At 60.9% G+C, this 21798-nt stretch carries 20 protein-coding genes; 17 read left to right on the plus strand and 3 right to left on the minus strand.

What is annotated here, in order from left to right; translation table 11 throughout:
* Both THIDRDRAFT_RS20855 and THIDRDRAFT_RS20860 read right to left on the minus strand, forming a co-directional pair.
* On the minus strand, window positions 1–751 hold a 751-nt coding region (locus tag THIDRDRAFT_RS20855; protein WP_007042902.1), incomplete at its 3' end, for a FecR family protein.
* Window positions 752–852: 101 nt separating this feature from the next.
* Window positions 853–1518, minus strand: coding sequence for a Crp/Fnr family transcriptional regulator (locus tag THIDRDRAFT_RS20860; protein ID WP_007042903.1), 666 nt, complete (start codon window positions 1516–1518; stop codon window positions 853–855).
* Between the two features lie 246 nt (window positions 1519–1764).
* On the opposite strand from THIDRDRAFT_RS20860, the gene THIDRDRAFT_RS20865 reads away from it, so the two are divergent.
* The 13 genes from THIDRDRAFT_RS20865 (at window position 1765) to THIDRDRAFT_RS20920 (ending at window position 16438) form a co-directional block, all read left to right on the plus strand.
* Window positions 1765–2838 (plus strand): glycosyltransferase, encoded by a 1074-nt coding sequence (locus THIDRDRAFT_RS20865; protein WP_040845675.1) that lies wholly within the window; start codon window positions 1765–1767, stop codon window positions 2836–2838.
* Window positions 2839–3038: 200 nt separating this feature from the next.
* Window positions 3039–4742, plus strand: coding sequence for a hydantoinase/oxoprolinase family protein (locus THIDRDRAFT_RS20870; RefSeq protein WP_007042905.1), 1704 nt, complete (start codon window positions 3039–3041; stop codon window positions 4740–4742).
* Complete coding sequence (locus THIDRDRAFT_RS20875; protein ID WP_007042906.1) at window positions 4736–6049, plus strand: histone deacetylase family protein; 1314 nt, start codon at window positions 4736–4738, stop codon at window positions 6047–6049. The genes THIDRDRAFT_RS20870 and THIDRDRAFT_RS20875 overlap by 7 nt, the downstream gene beginning before the upstream one ends.
* Before the next feature lie 209 nt (window positions 6050–6258).
* Window positions 6259–6528 carry a helix-turn-helix domain-containing protein gene (locus THIDRDRAFT_RS20880; RefSeq protein WP_007042907.1) on the plus strand — a complete coding sequence of 90 codons (270 nt, stop codon included), beginning with the start codon at window positions 6259–6261 and terminating at the stop codon, window positions 6526–6528.
* Window positions 6525–8537 (plus strand): hydrogenase 4 subunit B, encoded by a 2013-nt coding sequence (hyfB, locus tag THIDRDRAFT_RS20885; protein ID WP_007042908.1) that lies wholly within the window; start codon window positions 6525–6527, stop codon window positions 8535–8537. Before THIDRDRAFT_RS20880 ends, hyfB begins: the two co-directional genes overlap by 4 nt.
* A 28-nt stretch (window positions 8538–8565) precedes the next feature.
* The gene (locus tag THIDRDRAFT_RS20890; RefSeq protein ID WP_007042909.1) at window positions 8566–9513 is read left to right on the plus strand and encodes a respiratory chain complex I subunit 1 family protein; all 948 of its coding nucleotides are present in this window, start codon (window positions 8566–8568) and stop codon (window positions 9511–9513) included.
* A complete protein-coding gene (locus THIDRDRAFT_RS20895) occupies window positions 9510–10193 on the plus strand; it encodes a hypothetical protein (protein WP_007042910.1) in 684 nt (227 codons plus the stop codon). The genes THIDRDRAFT_RS20890 and THIDRDRAFT_RS20895 overlap by 4 nt, the downstream gene beginning before the upstream one ends.
* 220 nt (window positions 10194–10413) lie before the next feature.
* Window positions 10414–11886 (plus strand): hydrogenase 4 subunit F, encoded by a 1473-nt coding sequence (locus THIDRDRAFT_RS20905; protein WP_007042912.1) that lies wholly within the window; start codon window positions 10414–10416, stop codon window positions 11884–11886.
* The gene (locus THIDRDRAFT_RS20910; protein WP_007042913.1) at window positions 11883–13496 is read left to right on the plus strand and encodes a hydrogenase large subunit; all 1614 of its coding nucleotides are present in this window, start codon (window positions 11883–11885) and stop codon (window positions 13494–13496) included. The genes THIDRDRAFT_RS20905 and THIDRDRAFT_RS20910 overlap by 4 nt, the downstream gene beginning before the upstream one ends.
* Window positions 13497–13541: 45 nt before the next feature.
* Window positions 13542–14174 (plus strand): hypothetical protein, encoded by a 633-nt coding sequence (locus tag THIDRDRAFT_RS25905; protein WP_139058847.1) that lies wholly within the window; start codon window positions 13542–13544, stop codon window positions 14172–14174.
* 139 nt (window positions 14175–14313) lie between these two features.
* Window positions 14314–14952, plus strand: coding sequence for a Vat family streptogramin A O-acetyltransferase (locus THIDRDRAFT_RS20915; protein ID WP_040845677.1), 639 nt, complete (start codon window positions 14314–14316; stop codon window positions 14950–14952).
* Between the two features lie 176 nt (window positions 14953–15128).
* The gene (locus tag THIDRDRAFT_RS25910; RefSeq protein ID WP_007042915.1) at window positions 15129–15413 is read left to right on the plus strand and encodes a hypothetical protein; all 285 of its coding nucleotides are present in this window, start codon (window positions 15129–15131) and stop codon (window positions 15411–15413) included.
* Window positions 15410–16438 carry an IS630 family transposase gene (locus THIDRDRAFT_RS20920; RefSeq protein ID WP_007042916.1) on the plus strand — a complete coding sequence of 343 codons (1029 nt, stop codon included), beginning with the start codon at window positions 15410–15412 and terminating at the stop codon, window positions 16436–16438. The genes THIDRDRAFT_RS25910 and THIDRDRAFT_RS20920 overlap by 4 nt, the downstream gene beginning before the upstream one ends.
* Window positions 16439–16824: 386 nt before the next feature.
* Here THIDRDRAFT_RS20920 and tnpA read toward each other — a convergent pair whose 3' ends face one another.
* The gene (gene tnpA, locus THIDRDRAFT_RS20925; RefSeq protein WP_007042917.1) at window positions 16825–17253 is read right to left on the minus strand and encodes an IS200/IS605 family transposase; all 429 of its coding nucleotides are present in this window, start codon (window positions 17251–17253) and stop codon (window positions 16825–16827) included.
* 1050 nt (window positions 17254–18303) lie between these two features.
* On the opposite strand from tnpA, the gene THIDRDRAFT_RS24940 reads away from it, so the two are divergent.
* Genes THIDRDRAFT_RS24940 through THIDRDRAFT_RS20940 form a run of 4 tightly spaced genes read left to right on the plus strand, consistent with a single transcriptional unit; the run spans window position 18304 to window position 21797 of the window.
* The gene (locus THIDRDRAFT_RS24940; protein WP_007042918.1) at window positions 18304–19344 is read left to right on the plus strand and encodes a nucleotidyltransferase family protein; all 1041 of its coding nucleotides are present in this window, start codon (window positions 18304–18306) and stop codon (window positions 19342–19344) included.
* On the plus strand, window positions 19341–20339 hold the full coding sequence (locus THIDRDRAFT_RS20930) for a Gfo/Idh/MocA family protein (protein ID WP_007042919.1): 999 nt from the start codon (window positions 19341–19343) through the stop codon (window positions 20337–20339). The genes THIDRDRAFT_RS24940 and THIDRDRAFT_RS20930 overlap by 4 nt, the downstream gene beginning before the upstream one ends.
* Entirely contained in the window at window positions 20336–21052 is a 717-nt protein-coding gene (locus tag THIDRDRAFT_RS20935) for an acylneuraminate cytidylyltransferase family protein (protein ID WP_007042920.1), read from the plus strand. The genes THIDRDRAFT_RS20930 and THIDRDRAFT_RS20935 overlap by 4 nt, the downstream gene beginning before the upstream one ends.
* On the plus strand, window positions 21039–21797 hold the full coding sequence (locus THIDRDRAFT_RS20940; RefSeq protein ID WP_040845679.1) for an oxidoreductase: 759 nt from the start codon (window positions 21039–21041) through the stop codon (window positions 21795–21797). The genes THIDRDRAFT_RS20935 and THIDRDRAFT_RS20940 overlap by 14 nt, the downstream gene beginning before the upstream one ends.
* The last annotated feature ends 1 nt before the right edge of the window (window position 21798 follow it).

Genomic DNA, 21798 nt, shown 5'->3' on the forward strand with positions numbered 1-21798 from the left:
GCCGGCGGGCCTCGCGCAGCCGCTCGGAAGCCGCTCCGTCGCCCGCGTCTTGGCGGCTCCAGAGGAGCGCCGAGAGCATGGGCTCGTAGGAGATCGCCCACTGCACCGCGTCCTTGGGATCGAGCAGGCGATAGAGCCGGGGCGCCTCGCCGCGGCCCGCGCTCGCGCCCTGACCGGCGCTCAGACGCAGCTGTCCGCGCGCGTTGGCGACCAGCAGGCTGCCCTCGAAGAGGTCCACCCGGGTCCGCTCCGGATCCACGCGCACCAGGAGCTCGGTGCCGTCCACCAGGGCGTTGGCGAAGGGGGTGTCGATATGCAGCCGGCGCTTGACCCGGCTGAAGAAGCGCGCGGCGCCCTCGATGAGGTCCAGGTGCCCGTCGCTGGAGGCGCTGTCGGGCGGAAGGATCCGCAGGGTGGTCGACTGATCGAGACGGATCTGGGTGTCCGCCGCGACGAAGCGCACGGCCGCCCGGCTGTTGCGGCCGGTGCGCAGGGTGTCGCCCTCGCACAGACCCGCGCCGGGGGAGACTGGGGTCCAGGGACCCGTGGAGCCCTCGCGCCGGGAGACCGAGCCCTCGGCGGAGACGAGCCGGGCCGTCGAGTCCGCGCAACCGGCTGCGGCGATTCCCTCTGCGGCCGCGATCAGGAGCAGCAGCCCGGCGCCCAGCAGCGGCGGCAGCAGGCGCGCTGCGCCGCGTTCTTCGCGTCGCCGCTCGGAAAGGGCTGTGAGTGCTCGAGGGACCGCGATCATTGTCGAGACGCTCCGGTGAACGTGCGCTGAGTGAGCCTGGTGCCGCGCGCGCCAAAGTCCTCCGGGGGCTCCGATCGGCCAGTGCTAGCGGCGGTGTTTCGCTACCAATCCGCTGGAAGCTTCTTCAGGAGGCGTATATTACGCCCTTCGACCTCTAGGTAATTGCCTTCGATCAGCGTGTTGAAGACCCGTCGGACCATGTCGCGGGAGGCCCCGACACGGTCGGCGATGTCCTGGCGGCTGAGTCCGTGGCAGACCTTGACGTCCCCCTCGGCCTGGGATTGGGCGAGCGATTCCAGGAGCCTGGCGACCCGCTGATACACGTTGGCGAGGGCGAGCTCCTTGGCCCGGTGGGTGGCGGCACGCGCTCGCTGGATCAGCAGCTCGATCAGCGCCATGGCCAGGGCCGGGTCGGCCGTGAGGCGTTTGCTGAGCTCCGCGTGAGAGAGCATGGCGCAGCGCGTCGTCTCCGTGGTCATGACCGAGGCGCAGCGGGTGCCTCCGTCCATTGCGATCTCGCCCAGGATCTCGCCGGGTCCGCACTCGTCGAGCACCAGCGCCCGGCCCTTTTCGTCGCTGTTGTAGACCTTGACCCGTCCTGACAGCACCAGCAGCAAGAATCCGCCCGGATCGCCCTCGCTCATGAGGATCGCTCCCTTGGGGTAGCTGCGGACCGTAGCGCTCTCGATGCAGGCCGCCAGCGCGGGATTGATGCCCGGGTCGTCGGCAAACCGTGGCGTGGTGGGCGCCAGCGACGCGGGGTGCATCGGATATCTGGTCAAAGGGAGGGGTGGCTCCTTCGGTTCGCCGGAGTGCTCAGTGTGCCTGAGCATTCCGTGGATTGCCGCCGTTCGTTGTCGGCCGGGGCGCGTTGTGGTCTCCGGCGACTTTACGACCTGTCTGGATCTTACTACAGATAACGGGTGCCTCCGGCAAATAGCCCCAGCGGCTCCAGTCGGCTATCTTGGGTCCTCCAGGGTCTCATTATGCGATCCCCAAGGATTCCGATGCCCATGTCCGAACCCAAGACCTTACAGATGGTGGCCAGCAAGGAACTCGGCGGTGCCGAACGCTGGTTCATCCGCTTTTCCGCCGCGCTTGCCGAGCGCGGCGCGCCGGCCGAGTTGGCGTTTCGCGCCGGGAGCGCCTTGGATGGGCTCGATTTCGGATCCCTGCCGCTCCATCGTCTGCCCTTCCGTACCACCTGGGATCCCTGGTCGCGCCATGCGGTGAGCCGGCTGATTCGCCAGGTCCGGCCCGACATCGTCCAGACCTACATGGGACGCGCGACCCGGCTCACCCATCTGCCCGAACGTGGCGGGCCGGTGCATGTCTCGCGTCTCGGCGGCTATTACGCGTTGGATCCCTACCGTCACGCCCATGCCTGGATCGGCAATACCAAGGGTTTGTGCGACTGGATGGTCCGCAATGGACTGCCGGCCGAACGGGTCCACCATATCTACAATTTCGCCGATCCGGCGCGCCCGTTGCCGTTCGAGCGGGTCGCTGCGTGTCGTGCCGCGCATGGCGTGCCGGAGGATGCCTGGGTGTTGGTGACGCTGGGACGTCTGGTCCCGGTAAAGGGGCAGCGCTATCTGATCGAGGCCATGTCGCGTCTGCCCGCGAGCATCGCCGGACGTCCGCTCTGTCTGCTCATGGTCGGGGACGGTCCGCTCGGCCCCGAGCTGCAACGGCAGGCCGAACAGCTCGGTCAGCAGGGTCGTGTTCTCTGGACCGGCTGGCAGCGCGATCCCGCCCCCTATCTGCAGATGGCCGATCTGGTCGTCTTCCCCTCGCTCGACGCCGAAACCCTGGGCAACGTCATCCTGGAGGCATGGGCCTGGGACCGGCCGCTGGTCACGGCCAACTTCCGAGGCGCACGCGAGCTGGCCCGTCACGGCGAGGACGCCTGGTGCGTGCCCTGCGAGGATGCGCTCGCGCTGGCCCAGGGCATCGAGCAGACGCTGACGGATTCCTCGCTGATGCGCGCGATGACAGAACGTGGTCGCGAGCGGGTCGAGCAGGAGTTTGGCCGCGAGGCGATCATGGCGCGTTACGCCGAGCTCTATCGGACCCTGGCGGGCTGAGCCTCTCCGCGAGTTCGCGCTTCATCCCGGCTACGGGCAGGGCATGGACGACGCCTAAACTCACCGTTGTTCCGGCACTTGCGCTGACGTATTGTGTTTGTCAATGATTATGCAACAACCCATTTGGGAGATTGCGGGCAGCCTTGGGGTGGGGTGTAGGATGGCTGGCTATGTGACTCTTCCGTGAACAGCGTGAAATCATGATCATAGGATTGGATGTCGGCGGTACCCATACGGATGCCGTCTTGCTCGACTGCCGGGGAGTGGTCGAACGGGCCAAGGTTTCGACCGACGAGACCGATCTGTTCCGCTCCGTGTTGGCTGGACTCGATCTCATCTTGGAGGGAACGGATCCGGGCTGCATCACGCGCATCGTGCTCAGCACGACGCTTACCACCAACGCCATCGTTCGCAATCGGGTGGAGCCCGTCGGCATGATCGTCTGCTCCGGACCCGGGCTGGATCCCGAGGTCCATCGCACCGGGCCGGACTATCACGTGGTCGCCGGGGCCATCGATCATCGCGGACGCGAGATCCAGCCGGTCGATCCAGACGAGATCGTTGCGATTGCCGCCGGGTTCCGCGAGCGCGGTATCCGCCAGGTGGCCGTGGTCGGCAAGTTCTCCTGCCGCAATCCGGCGCATGAGGTGCGCATCGCCGAGCTGGTCGAGCCCTATGTCGAGCGTGTCTTCATGGGGCATCGAACCTCGGGGCATCTCAGCTTTCCGCGCCGCATCGCCACGACGTTCCTCAACGCCTCGGTTTACCCGATCCATCGCGCCTTCTTCGAGGCGGTGGGCGGTGCGCTGCGCGAGAAGGGCCTGAGCGCCCCAGTCCACATCATGAAGGCCGACGGCGGCACCATGAGTCTGGAGGCATCCATCGACGCGCCCGGTCAGACCGTGCTCTCGGGACCGGCGGCCAGCATCATGGGCGCCATCCCAGCCGCTCCGGCCGAGGAGGACGTGGTGGTGCTCGACATCGGCGGGACCACCACCGACATTGCCATCCTGGTCGGCGGCGTTCCGCTGCTGCAGCCGGTCGGCATCGCCTTCGGACGCTTCAAGACCCTGATCCGTTCGTTGCAGACCAGTTCGATCGGGATCGGTGGCGACAGCCACATTCAGGTCAGCGATGGCCAGCTGGCGATCGGACCCGACCGCTGCGGTCCGCCGCGCGCCTTCGGCGGCCCCGAGGTCACGCCGACCGATGCCTTCGTGACCCTCGGCGAGCTGAATGCAGGCGACGCCGCGCGGGCCACCGCCGGAGTCACCGAGATCGGCGAGAGGCTCGGCCTGGACGAGCATGCCGCTGCGCAGACCCTCATCGAGACCGCTTGTGACCGCATCCTGGCGGCCGTCGACGAGATGGTGGAGCAGGTCAACGCCCAGCCCGTCTATACCATCCACGAGATGCTGGACGGCTACCGCATCCGTCCGACACGTCTCCTGGTGCTGGGCGGGCCGGCCGAGCATTTCGCGCCCTATCTGGCCGCGCGGTCGAGCATGAAGGTATCGCTGGTGCCTGACTGGGGCGTGGCCAACGCCATCGGCGCCGCCATGGCGCGCACCACCTGTGAGGTCAGCCTGGTGGCCGATACCGAGCGCGGTCTGGTCAGCGTCTCGAACAGCGACGCCCAGTGGCGTTGCGACCGTCACTACACGCGGGTCGATGCACTGCGTCAGGCAAGCGAGGCACTGCGCAACCTGGCTATCGAATCCGGCGCGGACGACGAGGATATGGATCTGGAGCTGACCGAGGACATCCAGTTCAACATCGTCAACGGCTTCTCTACTACCGGACGCAATATCCGGGTGAGCCTTCAGATCAAGCCGGGGCTCATCCACGGCTATCGGCTCCCTGGTTCGGCGTCCAGCCGCCTATTCCGGAGCGAAGGATGTTGAAGGCACCCCGCAAGACCGGCCTGGTCTTCTTTCCGGCCTTCGATTGGGCCATCAGTCCGACTCATCCCGAGCGTGAGGAACGTCTGCTCTATACGCAGGATCAGGTGTTCGAGGAAGGCATCCTCGACATCGAGGGCATCGTCGAGCTCAGACCGGAGCTGGCAACCATTGAGGACGTGCAGCGCGTGCACTTCTGCGTGCCGGACGTCGAGTCGGCGATGACCGAGTCGCACTTCATCAGCGCCGGTGGGGCCATGACTATCGGCCGCGCGGTGCTCGATGGCGAGATCGAGCGCGGCTTCGCCCTGGTCCGCCCGCCCGGCCATCACGCCATGCGCATGGTCCGGGGTGGACGCGGCTTCTGCCAGGTCAACAACGAGGCCATCATGATCGAGGCGCTGCGCCAGCGCTACGGCATCCGCAAGGTCGCGATCATCGATACGGACTGCCATCACGGCGACGGCACCCAGGACATCTACTGGCACGACCCGGATACGCTCTTCATCTCACTGCATCAGGACGGACGCACCCTCTATCCCGGACTGGGTTTCCCCGAGGAGCAGGGCGGACCCAACGCACTGGGTACGACGATCAACATCCCGCTGCCGCCCAACACCTCGGACGCGGGCTATCTGGAGATCGTTCGCGACACCGTGCTGCCGATCCTCGAAGAGTTCGAGCCCGAGCTGATCGTCAACTCGGCCGGTCAGGACAACCATTACAGCGACCCCCTGACCAATATGAATTTCACGGCTCAGGGCTATGCCGAGCTGACGCGTCTGCTCAAGCCCCATATCGCCGTGCTGGAAGGTGGCTATTCGATCGAAGGTGCGCTGCCCTATGTCAACATGGGCATCATCCTGTCCATGGCTGGGGTGGATTACAGCCATGTGATCGAGCCCGACCTCTGCCCAGAGTCCATCGCCCAGCCGCCCGAGGTCACCGACTATGTGCGCCGTCTGGGCGAAATCACGCGGCGCAACTGGAACGAGCGCCACGACCGGCGCGCGGCCCTGCGTGCGAACGGCCAGACCATTCTGCGCCGCAGCCGCCAGGTCCAATACGACACCTCGGGCATTCTGGAGCGCCAGGAAGAGGCGATCCGTCTGTGCGATGACTGCGGCGGCGCGCTCCGCATCGAATCGGTTACCGACCAGGGCGTCCCGGTGCTCGCCATCCATATCCCGCCGCACGCCTGCGACGCTTGCCGCCAGACCGGACGGGACTGGTTCGAACAGGGCAAGACGGGCGATTTCGAACAGGTCTTCCTCCAGGATCGCCCCAACGACCGCTTCGAGGTTGCCTGAGGTTCGGGACTTCCCATGGCGCAATCCATGTTGGTGCGAATGCATTCGCACCAACGTTTCTCGTAGGTCAGGTTCGCGCAGTCTAAGTCGCGCCCTGTCGGTGCGAATGCATTCGCGTCGCCGACGCTTCGGGCGTGCTCCACCCCTTGCCCGATAAAGTCTGGAAGGCATATTATTAATCCTTCCACATCAGTAGTGATGTTTGAAACATGATTACTGCCTCGCAAATTCGGGCGGCGCGCGCGCTGCTCGGTATCGATCAGCGTCAGCTCGCCGAGGCGGCGGGTCTTTCCCTGCCCACCATCCAGCGCATGGAGGCGAGCCAGGGTCAGGTGCGCGGCAATGTCGATTCGCTGGTCAAGCTGGTCGATGCGTTCGAACGGGCTGGATTGGAATTGATCGGGGAGGGCGCGGTCAGCCCCGGCGGCGGACGCGGTGTGCGCCTCAAGGTCGCGCCGGGGACGGACGAGACCTCATGAGCCTCTATTTCGCCCTGCTACTGGCGGGCCTGGCGGTGGTGCTGGCCCTGGGATCCGCCGGCGTCGCGCTCTTCGCCGGCCGTGAGCCTCGGATCCTGCGTGTCGCGTCCATGCCGCTGCTGGGGTTGGCCGGGCTGGCGACGACGTTCGCCGGACTGTTCGCCCTGCTCGGTGACGGCAGCGCCTCGACCACCTTGCCGCTCGGTCTGCCCTGGATGCCCTGGCACCTGCGGATGGACGCGCTCTCCGGGTTCTTCCTGCTGGTGATGGGGCTGGTGACCTGCGCGGTCGGGCTCTACGGTCCTTCCTACGTGCGCGGGTTCGAGCGCGGTCGCGATTCGCTCGCCGCGCTCGGTGGTTTCACCGGACTCTTCCTTGTCGGCATGCTGCTGGTGGTGCTGGCCGACGACGCCTTCCTCTTCATGGTGGCCTGGGAGCTGATGTCCCTGTCCTCCTATTTCCTGGTCGCCTTCCAGCACGAGAACGCCGCCAACCGCCGCGCCGCCTTCCTCTATCTCTTGATGGCCCATATCGGCGGGCTCGCCATTCTGCTTGGGTTCGGGGTGCTGGCGGCCTTCGGGCACGGCTTCGATTTCGACTCCATGCGTGCGGCCGAGCTGTCTCCGCTGTGGGCGAGCCTGGCCTTCGGGCTGGCCTTCCTCGGCTTCGGCATGAAGGCGGGTCTGGTTCCGCTGCATGCCTGGCTGCCGGAGGCCCATCCGGTCGCGCCTTCGCACATCTCGGCGCTCATGTCGGGCGTCATGCTCAAGGTGGCGGTCTACGGCTTCATCCGGGTCGTCTACGACCTGATCGGTCAGGTCCAGTGGCAGTGGGGCGTGGCGCTGCTCGTGGTCGGCAGCGTCTCGGCGCTCATGGGTGTGCTCTTCGCCCTGATGCAGACCGATCTCAAGCGGCTGCTGGCCTATTCCTCGGTCGAGAACCTGGGGATCATCTTCATCGCCCTGGGGCTGGGGCTGCTGTTCCAGGGCACGGATCATCCGACCCTGGCGGCCCTGGCCTTCGTCGCCGCCCTCTATCACGTCATCAACCACGCACTCTTCAAGGGTCTGCTGTTTCTGGGCGCCGGGGCCATCCAGCACAGCGCTCACGAGCGCGACCTGGAGCAGATGGGCGGTCTGCTGCGGCGCATGCCCTGGACCGGCTATTTCTTCCTCGTCGGCTGCGTCTCCATCTCGGCGCTGCCGCCCTTCAACGGCTTCGTCTCCGAGTGGCTGACCTTCCAGGCGGCGCTCCAGGCCTGGCAGCTGGAGAGCGGCGTGCTGCGCAGCCTCATCCCCATCGCCTCGGCGGTGCTGGCCCTGACCGGGGCTTTGGTGGCGGCCACCTTCGTCAAGGTCTACGGTGTCGCCTTCCTGGGCCAGGCGCGCTCGCGCCACGTCCGCCGCGCACGGCCGGTGCCGCACGGGATGCGCGCTGGGCTGGGTCTGCTGGCCGGACTCTGTCTGCTGTTCGGCGTGCTGCCGACCCAGATCATCGCCCTCATCGATCCGGTCGCCGAGCTGATGGTCGGCAGCGGCGTGCCCCAGGCCGGCGCCCAGGGCTGGCTGTGGCTGACGCCCATCGCGCCCGAGACGGCCAGCTACAGCGCGCCCATCTCGATCCTGCTGCTCGCCCTGATCGCCGGATTCGCTATCTGGTGGTTCAGACGCGGTAAGGTGCGCCGCATCCGCCGCTGCGATCCCTGGGATTGCGGCTTCGCCCCGCCCGATCCGCACATGCAATACACGGCGACCTCCTTCGCCCAGCCGATTCGGCGCGTCTTCGCCCTGCTGTTCGAAATAGAGGAATCCCGCCCGCAGCCCGAGGATGCCGCCCCGCGTTACCGGCTCAAGATCGGCGACCGCGCCTGGGGACTGCTCTATCAGCCGGTGGCGCGCGCGGTGGAATCGGCCTCGCGGCGCGTCGTCAAACTGCAGTCGGGCAACGTCCGTGTCTATCTGGGCTGGACCCTCGCCACGCTGCTGGTGCTGCTATGGATCATCTCATGATGTTCGTCCGTCCCGGAGGAGGCGTCTGATGTCCGCCTGGCTCGTCGCACTGTTGCAGGCCCTGCTTTATCCGGCCCTGGCCCCGCTGCTGGTCGGCTGGGTGCGCAAGGTCAAGGCGCGACTGCAGAACCGGCGCGGGGCTTCGGTGTTCCAGCCCTATGCCGATCTGCGCAAGCTGCTGATCAAGGAGACTCGGGTCGCCCACACCGCCTCCGAGCTGTTCCGGGTCGCGCCCTACATCGTCTTCGTCGCTACCTGGCTGGCGGCCGCGACCGTGCCTCTGGTCGCGCTCGACCTGCCGATCGCGGCGGTGGCCGACATCATCGTGCTGGTCGGTCTGCTGGCCCTGGCCCGCTTCTTCCTCGCCCTGGCCGGGATGGACGCGGGCACCGCCTTCGGCGGCATGGGCGCCTCGCGCGAGATGCTGGTCTCGGCCCTAGCCGAGCCGGCCATGCTGATGGCGGTCTTCACCCTGGCCATGACCGCCCACAGCACCAGTCTGCAGAGCGTCATGGCACATCACCTGGCCGACGGCTTCCTGCTGCGTCCCTCCTATCTCTTCGCCTTCGGCGCACTGGTCCTGGTGGCCCTGGCCGAATGCGGCCGCATCCCGGTCGACAATCCTTCGACCCACCTGGAGCTGACCATGATCCACGAGGCCATGCTGCTCGAGTACAGCGGCCGCCACCTGGCGCTCATGGAATGGGCGGCCCAGATCAAGCTGCTGCTCTACGGGGTGCTGATCGTCAATGTCTTCTTCCCCTGGGGCGTGGGGGCGAACTTCGGTGTCCTGGCGCTCGGCTCGGGTCTGGCCGTGGTGCTGCTCAAGCTGCTGGTGCTGGGCGCACTGCTGGCGGCGGGCGAGACGGTCCTGGCCAAGATGCGTCTGTTCCGCGTGCCCGGCTTCCTCAACCTGGCCCTGCTGCTGGCCCTGCTGGGTCTGCTGAGCCACGTCATCCTGGAGGTGGGCGCATGAGTCTGACGGTCCTGACCCTGCTGCAGCAGTTCGTGCTGCTGCTGGCGGCACTGGCGCTCTTCCTGTCCTTCGTGCTGCTGTCCCAGACCCGGCTGATCGCGGCCATCCGCGTCTTCGCCTGGCAGGGCGCGCTGGTGGCGGCGGTGACCCTGACGGTCGCGCTCGCCGGCCACGCGCACCATCTCTATTTCTCGGCGGCCCTGACCCTCGGGCTCAAGGCGATGCTCATCCCCGCGATGCTGCACCGCATGACCCGGCGTCTGGGACTGGAACGCCAGTCCGAGACCCTGAGCCGTCCGGCGCTGGTCATCATGGCCGCCGTGGTGCTGGTGATCTTCAGCTACTGGGTGGTGGAGCCCATGGTTGCCAACGGCCTGGCCTTCACCCGCAACATCATCGCGGTGAGCTTGGCGGTGGTGCTGATCGGTCTGCTGATGATGGTCTTCCGCCAGCAGGCGGTGGCCCAGGTGCTGGGATTCATGTCGATGGAGAACGGTCTCTTCCTCGCCGCCGTCTCGGCCACCGCCGGCATGCCCCTGGTGGTCGAGCTGGGCGTCGCCTTCGACGTCCTGGTCGCCATGGTCCTGTTCGGCGTCTTCTTCTTCCAAATCCGCGAGAGCATCGACTCGCTCGACGTCGACCGGCTCAACCGGCTGACGGAGACGGAGGAGACACGATGATTGGGATAGCTGCCAGCATCCAGTTTTTAGCCTCCAGCCTCCAGCCTCCAGCTTCCAGCCAGAGGGTGCTGTGCGGACGTGAGAGCGGGAGATTCGCCTCGGTGGGTTCTTTGCGGGGAGGGAAGAGCGTCTTCCATGATAGCTGGCAGCTGGAGGCTGGAAGCTGGAAGCTTCCCCATTACAGCTGGCCGCTGGAGGCTGGCGGCTGGAGGCTCCAAAAATGACCTCGTTGTCTCTGACGCTTCTGACGCCTCTGATCGGCGGTCTGGTCCTCATCCTCATGCGCTCGCCCGGCCCGGCCGGGTGGCTGAATCTGGGCGTGTCGGCCCTGACGCTGGCCGGATCCTTGGGGCTGGCCTGGTCGGTCTGGCATCTGGGCTCGGTGGCCGGGATGGGCTTCCGGGTCGATGCCTTCAACGTCTATCTGGTGGTGCTGACCGCCTTCGTGGGGCTGACCACGGGCATCTTTTCGCGGCCCTACATGCGTCACGTCCAGGCGAGCGGGCGGATCAGCGCCTGGAGTCTGCGCGTCTATCACGGCATGTATCAGGCATTCATGCTGACCATGCTGGTGGCCCTGACGACGGACAACCTGGGCGTGCTCTGGGTGGCGGTCGAGGGCGCGACCCTGGCGACCGTGCTGCTGGTGTCGCTCTACCGCACGCCCGAGGCGGTCGAGGCGGCCTGGAAGTATTTCATCCTCTGCGGCGTGGGCATCGCACTGGCGCTGTTCGGGACCGTGCTGACCTATTTCGCCGCCCAGCACGTGATGGCGGATCCGGGCACGGGGCTAACCTGGAGCGCGCTCTACGAGCGCTCGCACGATCTGGACCCGACCGTGATGCGCATCGCCTTCGTCTTCCTGCTGGTCGGCTACGGGACCAAGGTGGGTCTGGTGCCCATGCACCAGTGGCTGCCGGACGCCCATTCGGAGGGACCGACGCCCATGTCGGCGGTGCTCTCGGGGCTGCTGCTGAACGTGGCGCTCTATGCCGTGGTGCGGCTCAAAATGCTGGTCGACGGATCCCTGGCCGAGACCGCGACGCCCCACCTGGCTGGCGCCCTGCTGATGGGATTCGGCCTGGTCTCCTTCCTGGTCGCCGGGCTCTTCCTGCACCGCCAGCGCGACATCAAGCGCATGTTCAGCTATTCCTCGATCGAGCACATGGGGCTCATGACCTTCGCCTTCGGTCTGGGCGGGCCGCTCGCCACCTTCGGGGCGCTGCTGCACATGCTGGTGCATTCGCTGACCAAGTCGGCCATCTTCATCACCGTGGGGCATGCGACCCATGTCGCCGGCACCCAGTCGATCGACCGCATCCGCGGGCTGATCCGCACCCAGCCGGCCATCGGCTGGTCGCTGCTGTTCGGCGTGGTCGCCATCGCCGGCTTCCCCCCGTTTGGGGTCTTCACCAGCGAGTTCCTGCTGCTGACCGCCACCATGCAGTCGCAGCCCTGGTTTACGGTGGTGTTGCTGAGCGGTCTGGCGGTCGCCTTCGCCGGGCTCTTCCGGCATCTGCATCCCATGGTCTACGGCGCCGCGCCCGAGGGGCAGCGTCCGGTCGAGGCCAACATGCTGCCGGTCTACTTCCATCTGGGGCTGGTGCTCTGGCTGGGTCTGGCGATCCCGGACGTGCTGTCCGCCTGGCTGGACCGCGCGACCCAGCTCATCACCGGGGGGCATCTGCTGTGAGCGAGACCCAGAACCGCTTCGAGTGGCTGTCCGAATATCTGGTTCGGCCGGCCTACGGCTGGGCCGGCGAGCGCGATGCGGATCCCGACGTCCTGGCACCGGCCCGCCGTTTCCTGCTCGACCCCGAGGCCTGGGGGATGGCGGCGCGTCTGGCGGCGTCCATGGGACTGCGCCACGCCGGGCTCTGGGCCGATCCGCTCGATGCCGAGGGCGAGGCAGGCGTGCTGCGGGTCCAGGCCTGCCTGGAGCTCGAGGGCGATTATCTGGTCCTGGAGACCCAGGTTCCGCTCGACCGGCCGACGATCGACTCGCACACCCCCACCTATCCCGGCCTCGACCGTCTCGAGCGCCATGCCCAGGATCTGACCGGACTGAGCTTCACCGGTCACCCCGACGGCCGCCGTTGGACCCGTCACCAGGCCTGGCCCGAGGACCGCTTCCCGCTGCGCAGCGATTTCCCGCTGAGTGGCGAGACCAAGGCCCGCACCCCGGCGGACGCCGACTATCCCTTCGTGCGCGTCCAGGGTGCCGGGGTCTACGAGATTCCGGTCGGTCCGGTGCATGCCGGTATCATTGAGCCGGGCCACTTCCGCTTCCAGGCCATGGGCGAGGAGGTGCTGCGACTGGAGCAGCGGCTCGGCTACACCCACAAGGGCATCGAGAAGCTGGCGGTGGGTCGCGATGCGTCCGGCCTGGCCCGGCTTGCCGGTCGCGTCTCGGGCGACTCGACCGTCTCCCACGCTTGGGCCGCCTGTCAGGCGATGGAGCGCGCCGCCGGCTGCGAGGTGCCGCCACGCGCGCTCTTCCTGCGCGCCCTCATGGCCGAGCGCGAGCGCATCGCCAACCATCTGGGCGACATCGGCGCCATCTGCAACGACGTCGGCTTCGCCTTCGCCCTGGCCCAGTGCGGCCGGCTGCGCGAGCAGTGGCAGCGGCGCAGCCAGGCGCTCTTCGGCCATCGCTTCATGATGGATGCGGTGATTCCGGGCGGCGTCGTCCAGGATCTGACGCCCGAGGGCTTTCAGCAGCTGCGCCTCGACCACGCGGCGCTGCACAAGGTCATCGAACCGCTGTTCGACGTCATCCAGGACCATCCGTCGCTTGACGACCGGCTGATGCGTACCGGCATCCTGTCCGCCGAGGACGCCCGGGCGCTGGGCTGCACCGGCTATGTCGGCAAGGCCAGCGGCCAGTCCTTCGACGTCCGCCGCGACAGCCCCTACGCTCCCTACGACCAGCTGCGGGTCGAGGTTCCAGCCGAGACCGCCGGCGACGTCTCCGCCCGCGTCGCCGTGCGCATCGCCGAGGTCCGCGCCAGCCTCTGGATGCTCGACCGTCTCCTCGACGCCCTTCCCGAGGGCGAAATCGCCGCACCCTTCAGCCCGCCGCCACCCGGCGCCATGGGCCTCGGAATCATCGACGGCTGGCGCGGCGAGATCCTCGCCTTCGTCCGCTTCAGCACCGACAGCCGAATCGCACGATACTTCCCCCGCGACCCCAGCTGGTTCACCTGGCCTGCATTGGAACGTCTCATCCTCGGGAACATCGTTCCGGATTTTCCGGTGTGTAATAAATCGGTGAATGGGTCTTATTCGGGGGAGGATTTGTAGTCGAAGATGCGAGGTGGGTGCTTCTGATGAACTTTTTTGAGATGTGTGCGATCGGTTAAGTGGGAAAATATTGTACCAGTCTGGGGTTATGCTAGTACGTTAGTGGCCTGTCTCAACTTAAAACACGTTAGTAATGAAGTCGGAACAGGGGCGCGTTTTTTGGATATTTTATTTGTTATTATAGCGCTGCTAACTCTTATCGCAGCATTGCTCGTTATTCCAGAATTCCGCAAGAAAATAGGAATTGAACGATGGGGTTCAAATCAAACCCCTCTGGGGCGTCCAATCTTCCAAGGCGAAATAGCATCCTTTGAAAAATCAGCAAAGTTCGAGAGGTTTATTGCGGAAAACGAGGGGGGGATTGTTTTCATTGATGCATTCATAGATGAAATGAAATTTTATGGTGTAACAGAAAATCCTGAGCCGTATTTTGTTCTCTATGATGAATGCTTTGAACCCTTAGATGCTGGAGAGCATCCATCATACGAAAAATGTACGGGTATTTGTTACAGTATCATTGGAATTAATGAGGAAAATGATTCAAGATTCTATCTTTTTCGAGGCCAGTGTAAGATTTACGGATACTTTGCTGTGATTGGGTGCGATGGGCCCCATCAAGGTCTAATGGTATGCAAACTAAAAGCAATTAACTTTGAGTTTGCAGGCGCTAATTCATGACGTAAAAAATCAGTGTCAAGTCTTGCAATTAAACGCTAGCGTTATTGTTAGATCAGGTTTCCATGGCGGCGTTGTAGATAAAATGTTCCACACGATTTGGTAGAGTCAGTAAACCTTACGTGCACATCGGGGGTGTCTTTTGAAAGGTCCAAGTCCTGAAGATAAAGAACCCATGAAGGGATTTCCTCAAGTAGGATATTTGAAGAACTTCATTTCTTCTGAAAACATCATTGTTGGTGACTATACCTACTACGATGATCCTGAAGGCCCCGCCCGATTTGAGAGTAATGTGCTTTATCATTTTCCATTTATTGGAGATAAGCTTTTAATAGGGAAATTCTGCGCTATTGCAAAAGATGTAAAATTTATTATGAATGGCGCCAATCATAAAATTTCTGGCTTTTCTACATACCCATTCCAGATATTCGGCAATGGATGGGAGAGGGTAATGCCAAAAGAGGGAGAGCTACCCTTCAAAGGCGACACGGAAATTGGGAATGATGTTTGGATTGGCTATGAATCTACAATTATGCCGGGAGTCAAAATTGGTAGTGGCGCAATAATAGCGAGCAAGTCGGTCGTAGTGAATGATGTTCCCGCTTACGCTGTTGTAGGTGGTAATCCTGCCAAAGTCATCAAGTATCGATTTGATGAAAGTGTGATTGGTGAGCTGTTAGAGATCGCTTGGTGGGATTGGTGTGCGGAAAAAATTACTGAAAATCTTGAGGCGATAGTCGGTTGTGACCTTACTGCCCTTCGGCGGGCAAGCGGATTATAAAAGCATTATAGAGCGATATCGGAAGCGCGTCTTTCAATCAATACTTGCATCAATCTGTATCAACAGAGCTCCAGGGACGATTTCCGGTTGGAAGTATCTGTAAAGGCTGATACTCGGCAGGAGGAATCGAAGAGGAAAATCGCATAGCATGATTAGTTATTTATGGAGAATATGAAATGGATATTTTAGTAAGAGAGATATTGAAAGGAGATGAATTTGCACGGCTCGAAGTCTTAGATACAGCAACCAAGGAACTCCGCAGAACCTATCAGCCGCGAGTCAGTGGTGGAAGATGTGTTGTTGACGCGACCGGCGTGCTTGTTGCGCTGAAGGGAAACACACTTGTTGGCACGGCTGAATATATTCTTAAGGATCACCATGTCTATACCCGTCTCATACGAATTTTCGGCTCAGGCTCCCTCGTTAACCGTCTGCTCACCATGGTAATCTCCAGCGCATGAACGACTACCGACTGAGCGATGAAGAGCTAGCTGAGCTGCGAGCGGCCCACCGCAGGGTGCGCGACATCCGCGAAGCTTACCGCATCAATGCGGTCATTCTGCTTGGTCAGGGTCGTGGGGTGAAGGACATTGCCGATGCACTGCTGCTGGACCCTGAGACGGTGCGCAGCTATTTCAAGCGCTACCAGAAGGGCGGCCTTGATGAGCTGCTGCGCATGAGCTATGTGGGCAGTGAAGCGTTGCTCGATAGCACCCAGTTGCGTGAGCTGGATGCGCATCTGCAGAGCACGCTGTATCAAACTGCAGCGGGCGTGGCGCGCTACGTCGAGCAACGCTGGGACGTGCGCTACACACCCAGCGGCATGAACGCGCTGCTGCATCGCCTCGGCTACGTCTACAAGAAACCGACGCTGCTGCCAGGCAAGCATCAGCCGGTCGAGGTTCAGGAGGCGTTTGTCTCCAAGTACCAGGATTTCAAGGACAAAAAGTCCGAAAAGGACGTGATTGTCTTCATGGACGCGGTTCACCCGCAGCACAATCCGGTGCTTGGCTGCGGCTGGATCAAGCGCGGGAAACAGCAGGCGATCCAGAGCAACACCGGACGGCAGCGGCTGAACATCAACGGCGCGATCAACATTGAGACGCTGGAACTCACGTACCGCATTGACAACACGATCAACGCGGTTTCTACGATTGCCTTGCTCAAACAGTTGGAGAGCGCTTACCCAGCGGCCTCTCGCATCATCGTGATTTGCGACAACGCCCGCTACTACAAATCCAAGCTCGTCGCGGAATACTTGAAGAACTCCCGCATTCAACTTGAGCCATTACCGGCGTATAGCCCGAATCTCAACCTGATCGAGCGATTCTGGAAATTCTTCAAGAAGCAAGTGCTTTACAATCGTTATTACGAGCGGTTTGCCGAGTTCCGAATAGCCTGCAAAGAGTTTTTTGCGGAGCTGGATCTCTATGCGCCCCAACTGCGCACGCTGCTTGCTGAGAACTTCCAGATTATCGGTAATTGAGAACCGAAATCCTGCATTCGCTAGGTATATGTTGGCATTGATCATCGGTACAACATAAGGCAACATCTCCTGTCACTTTGATGTACATCTGCCTAAATGGTCGCGGACATACCGGCCCTGGATAAATCGGCTGCGATTCGGCCTTCAGCTTAACGACCCCACCCCGGCTTGACCACCCATCAAAACCACTCGCATCATTGTGATTAATTTTTCGACGAAGGCGATCTGGCAAAGCGCGCAAAATGGTGTTTATTTTTTCTGCGGATTTACCAGTATAAGAATTAACCTTCATCACATCAAGACCGGACTAAACAACCACCGGCTAAAAGCCGGTGGGTTTGAGTAACGGACTGAAAGTCCGGATACGCGTCGACTGAACGACGCGTCTAGGGCTCCACTCGAAATTCAGCCGCTGGGTCTGGCTCAAAATGATGCTCCAGGTACTGCTTTATCATCTCCTCGCTCAGCTCGCCAACGGTGGCACAAAAGTATCCACGCGCCCAAAAGTGCCACCCCCAGTAGCGCTTCTTCAGCGCCGGAAATTCCTCGAAGAGCTTGCTGGCCGTTCGCCCCTTGATCCTGCGCATGATCTCGCTCGGCGCCATCTCCGGCGGAGCGGAGACGAGTATGTGGATATGGTCCGCACTCACGACACCCTTGAGGATTCGGATCTCGAATGCATCGCAGGTCTGTCGCACCAATTCGCGAACCCTCTCCCCTACGTCCCCTCTCAGCACTTTGTAGCGATACTTGGTAACCCAGACAAAGTGGTACTCAATCCGGAAAACCGTGTGGCTACCGTAGCGATAATCCATCCTCTCTCCGCTCGTTGCTCCAGGGGCCAGGATCAACCGTAGCAGCGAGAGGGCTGAAGATGAAATCTGCCCGCCTGAAAGGCGGGGGTTTGAACCCTAGATATCGAAATCAACCCCACGGCGGTCCGGTTGTCTCGCTCTCGCGTTGTCTCAAACCGCCGCGCCACCCCTTGCTCGACCCGGGTTACCCATACCATTACCCATATCTCAGATGACGATTCGTGTGCAGCGCTGCAAGTGCCTGTTTCGAGGTCTTGCTACTCAGCGGTGCGAGTCCGAACAGGCTGAAAAGCGAGCTGGTAAGCCTCTGATTCCCCAAGTTCGGCCGACTTATGGGTAAGGGTATGGGGGTTACCGGGCGTCTTCGCTCACTCTTATGAATGACTCCGCTTCCAAACACCACCGCCAGTGTCCTCGCTTTTCAAACTTGCTCACAGCTGCCGCCTCCATTCGGACCGAACTCTTGGGTCTCCCTAGTTACCGCATACTCTCAGTCAGGCTCGACACGGTCTCAGACCCCAGGGAGTCTCCACGTGAGGCGCCAGCACACCAGGCGCAGTGTCGCATACGGGATCTGAAACGCCCTGGGTACTCCCAACGTGGCTTTTCGGGGCTCAATCCCTTCAAGGCCGGCTCCACCCGCTACCTTTCCAGCTCACCTGCTTTTGTGCCTACGGTTGCCGACCATCACGCAAGGCTCGATACTCTGCTTGCGGCGCACGATTATCCAGGCGGGACTCTCCTCCGCTAGAGCATGCGGCCTTGTCAGGCCGCACTTCAAAACATCTTGATCAACAGCGTTCAAATTGGGTTTTCGTCGGGTGAGGCGCTCAAGGCATCCCATTACACACAAGTCTAAAATTCCTTTATAAATAATATTTTAGCGAAGCGGTGACAGAGCACCGGAATCCAAGTCGAGGCATGCAAGATCAACAAGTTACGGTGTCGGTTGAACGCAAAGACCTCGGCAGCGGGACTTGTGTGTAATGGGATGCGCTCAAGGTTTTGATTTTAAAAATATCACAACCCCCGAAGATCCGGGAGAGTCCCATGAAATTCGAGAGAGCCAATATTACGACATCTACAAGCACCCCAATTCGTGATGTGATTGCTGTCATTGATCACAGTGCTACGCAGATTGCTTTAGTAGTAAATGACTCTGGCGCTCTTGTGGGAACAGTAACGGACGGTGATATCCGGCGTAGTCTGCTGCGAGGCGAGTCTCTCGATCAACCCATAGAAAATATTATGCATCGAGGATTTCGTGCGCTGACTGAACACTCAACGGGAGACGAAGCACTTGCATTAATGCGCCGTGAAAAAATTCGTCAAATCCCGGTGCTTGACTCCGCAGGACGGTTAGTTCAAGTTTTTTTCCTAGATGAACTGATCAGACCAGTAATTTTACCCAATTCCGTAGTGATCATGGCTGGTGGAGAAGGCAAGCGGCTGCGGCCAATGACACAAAATTGCCCAAAACCCATGCTACGTGTCGGCGATAGACCTTTGTTAGAGATTATTTTGCAACAATGTATAGACGCTGGCTTTCGTGAATTTTACTTGGCTGTCAACTACCTTAAACACCAAATCAAGGACTACTTTGGGGACGGAGCACGCTTTAATGTTCAGATCCGCTACTTGGAGGAGACCCAACCACTGGGTACCGCAGGAGCGCTCAGCTTACTGTCACAACGACCGACGAAACCGCTATTGGTCATGAATGGCGATGTACTCACTCGAGTGGATTTTTCTTGCTTACTGCGCTTTCATGAAGAACATAATCCTGCCGCGACACTCTGTGTGCGCGAGCACGCCACGCAGATACCTTATGGAGTGGTACGCACCGATGATATTCATGTGCTTGGGCTGGAAGAGAAGCCAGTTCTTACACATTACGTTAACGCTGGAATCTACCTTTTAAATCCAGAATTACTGGATCTTCTTCCTGAGAACCAGTTTTATCACATGCCGCAGTTACTAGAGCAAGCTGTAGGGCAACAATGTCGTGTAGCCGCTTTTCCCATCCATGAGTATTGGCTGGATGTGGGACTGCCGGAGACTCTTGAGCGAGCACACGGGGAGTGGCGATGAGTGTAATCAAAGTAAAACGTGTCGCCATTGTCGGCTTAGGCAGTATCGGAAGGCGCCACCTTCGCTTGCTCAAGCAATTGCGTCCCGAAATCGAAATGATCCTGGTGCGTTCTGGCAAGGGGGGGCGCTGGCCGGAAGAATCACTCGCCAAAGCATCAGTGACCTCAGTTGATGAAGCTCTGACGATGGATGTTGATGCTGCAATCATTTCAAGTCCAGCACCGTTTCATGTGCCGCAGGCGATAAAGCTTCTCAGTGCGGGTATACCAACCCTGATCGAAAAGCCTGTGTCTCACAACATGGATGGCGTACATGCACTCAAGGGGTTAGCTGAAAAGACGCAAGCGCCAGTTCTCGTCGGATATGTAATCCGTTACTCGTTGGGCGCGCGCTATTTCTATGAGATGGCGAGGGGTAGTCGAATTGGTGAGCCCATTGCAGTAAACATCATATGCGGATCCTATCTCCCTGATTGGCGGCCTGAGCAAGATTACCGAACTACAGCATCTGCACGAGCAGAACTTGGTGGAGGTGCGCTGCTCGAACTGAGTCACGAGATTGATTACGCCAATTGGTTTTTTGGCCCATTTCAAAATATTGGGGCTGTGCTGAGAAACACCGGAACGCTGGATATCGATGTCGAAGACATCGCTGAATTAACACTACGTTCTCAGTCGAAGCTCCCTGTTTCGATACACTTGGACTTCTGCCGCCGCGATGCAATCAGACAGTGCACCCTCCATGGATCAGAGGGAACCCTCACCTGGGATGGCATTGAAAACACCGTTGGTTGGAAACCTGAATTTGGGCAGACGGAACAATGGTCCTTCAACATCGAGCGCGACGCTATGTTTAGGATGCAACTCACACACTTTCTTGCCTGCATTGAGCAAGGAGAAGCACCAAATGTCACGCTCGATGATGGAATCGCTGCGCTGACCTTGGTCGAAGCGGCGAAGCAATCCCATCGCGAAGGAAAAATCATCGATCTATGAAAACCTTTGCCTTTGTGTTCGCACGCGGCAATTCCAAGGGCGTGCCCGGCAAAAATATCCGACAACTCGTCGATAAACCGCTGCTCGGCCATGCGCTTGCCGTCGCTAGTCAGATTCCAGAGATTGAACGCAGCTTCGTATCCACTGACTCTTCCGAAATCGCAGCAGTTGCTGAAGCCTTTGGGGCCACCGTCATTTCCAGGCCCGCAGAGCTTGCTGAGGACACTAGTCCCGAGTGGTTAGCCTGGCGTCATGCCATCGAATGGGTCCGTGAGACAGTGGGTGGCGACTTCGATCGCTTCATCAGCCTGCCAACGACGGCACCTCTGCGCCTGGCGGAAGATGTCAGTCAATGCATGGCTGCGCTAGATGATGAGACGGATGTCGTCGTGACCATGACGGCAGCCCACCGCAGCCCCTGGTTCAACATGGTGAAGGCCAATGACGATGGGCATCTCAGCATCTTGGTGGACGGCGGAGGCAGGATTACGCGACGTCAGGACGCACCTCAGGCCTTTGATTTAACGACTCTTGCCTATGTCATGCGACCGAATTTCATCATGACACATGACAATCTATGGCAAGGCCGAGTAAAAGGCGTACTGTTTCCACAGGAGCGCGCCATTGATATCGACACAGAATTCGATTTTAGGGTCGCGGAGTTTTTGATGCAGGAACGAGTCATGGCTGAGAAAAAACATGCTGAACAATAAGGTCGTCCTAATCACAGGTGCCGCTGGTCGAATTGGAGCTAGCGCCGCGCGCGGAGTGGTTGCTCAAGGTGGATCCGTCGTGCTCGTTGACGTCAATGCAACGGGGCTTGATGAGCTGCTCGCCGACTTGCCGACAAAGCTTGCCATGTCCTGTCGCGCTGACGCAGGTCTTCCTGCAGAGGCTGATCGATGTATTGCCGAGGCCATTGAGCGTTTCGGCAGGCTCGACGCAGCCATACATTCCGCCTATCCACGGTCAAAGGGCTGGGGGACTGCATTCGAGGATCTAACGCCGGAGTTCTTGTCAGAAGATCTTTCCGGTCATCTGGGGGGAGCGATTTTGTTCTCGCAGCGGATGATCCGTCACTTCAAGCAACAAGGTCATGGTAACCTGATCCATGTCTCTTCGATCCAAGGTATTACCGCACCCAAGTTCGAGCATTACGTAGGTACCAGCATGGTCTCGCCGATTGAGTACAGCGCCATCAAGGCGGGGCTGATCGCGGTGACCCGTTATCTGGCCAAGTACTGTAAGGGCAACAATATTCGCGTGAACTGTATCAGTCCGGGCGGCATTCTCGACAATCAACCGGAGAGCTTTCTGGAAAAGTACCGGGAGTCCTGTAATGACAAGGGGATGCTCGATGCCGAGGATGTTGTAGGAGCACTGCTGTTTCTGCTCTCGGATCACACGCAATATCTCACCGGTCAGAACATCATCATCGACGATGGATGGAGCCTGTAAG

This window comes from Thiorhodococcus drewsii AZ1 (assembly GCF_000224065.1).
GTDB classification, from domain to species: Bacteria; Pseudomonadota; Gammaproteobacteria; order Chromatiales; family Chromatiaceae; genus Imhoffiella; species Imhoffiella drewsii.

Coding starts and splice junctions, on each gene's coding strand:
- THIDRDRAFT_RS20860 (WP_007042903.1), bottom strand. CDS start 1,518: ATGCACCCCGCGTCGCTGGCGCCCACCACGCCACGGTTTGCCGACGAC.
- THIDRDRAFT_RS20865 (WP_040845675.1), top strand. CDS start 1,765: ATGTCCGAACCCAAGACCTTACAGATGGTGGCCAGCAAGGAACTCGGC.
- THIDRDRAFT_RS20870 (WP_007042905.1), top strand. CDS start 3,039: ATGATCATAGGATTGGATGTCGGCGGTACCCATACGGATGCCGTCTTG.
- THIDRDRAFT_RS20875 (WP_007042906.1), top strand. CDS start 4,736: ATGTTGAAGGCACCCCGCAAGACCGGCCTGGTCTTCTTTCCGGCCTTC.
- THIDRDRAFT_RS20880 (WP_007042907.1), top strand. CDS start 6,259: ATGATTACTGCCTCGCAAATTCGGGCGGCGCGCGCGCTGCTCGGTATC.
- hyfB (WP_007042908.1), top strand. CDS start 6,525: ATGAGCCTCTATTTCGCCCTGCTACTGGCGGGCCTGGCGGTGGTGCTG.
- THIDRDRAFT_RS20890 (WP_007042909.1), top strand. CDS start 8,566: ATGTCCGCCTGGCTCGTCGCACTGTTGCAGGCCCTGCTTTATCCGGCC.
- THIDRDRAFT_RS20895 (WP_007042910.1), top strand. CDS start 9,510: ATGAGTCTGACGGTCCTGACCCTGCTGCAGCAGTTCGTGCTGCTGCTG.
- THIDRDRAFT_RS20905 (WP_007042912.1), top strand. CDS start 10,414: ATGACCTCGTTGTCTCTGACGCTTCTGACGCCTCTGATCGGCGGTCTG.
- THIDRDRAFT_RS25910 (WP_007042915.1), top strand. CDS start 15,129: ATGGATATTTTAGTAAGAGAGATATTGAAAGGAGATGAATTTGCACGG.
- THIDRDRAFT_RS20920 (WP_007042916.1), top strand. CDS start 15,410: ATGAACGACTACCGACTGAGCGATGAAGAGCTAGCTGAGCTGCGAGCG.
- tnpA (WP_007042917.1), bottom strand. CDS start 17,253: ATGGATTATCGCTACGGTAGCCACACGGTTTTCCGGATTGAGTACCAC.
- THIDRDRAFT_RS24940 (WP_007042918.1), top strand. CDS start 18,304: ATGAAATTCGAGAGAGCCAATATTACGACATCTACAAGCACCCCAATT.
- THIDRDRAFT_RS20930 (WP_007042919.1), top strand. CDS start 19,341: ATGAGTGTAATCAAAGTAAAACGTGTCGCCATTGTCGGCTTAGGCAGT.
- THIDRDRAFT_RS20935 (WP_007042920.1), top strand. CDS start 20,336: ATGAAAACCTTTGCCTTTGTGTTCGCACGCGGCAATTCCAAGGGCGTG.
- THIDRDRAFT_RS20940 (WP_040845679.1), top strand. CDS start 21,039: ATGCTGAACAATAAGGTCGTCCTAATCACAGGTGCCGCTGGTCGAATT.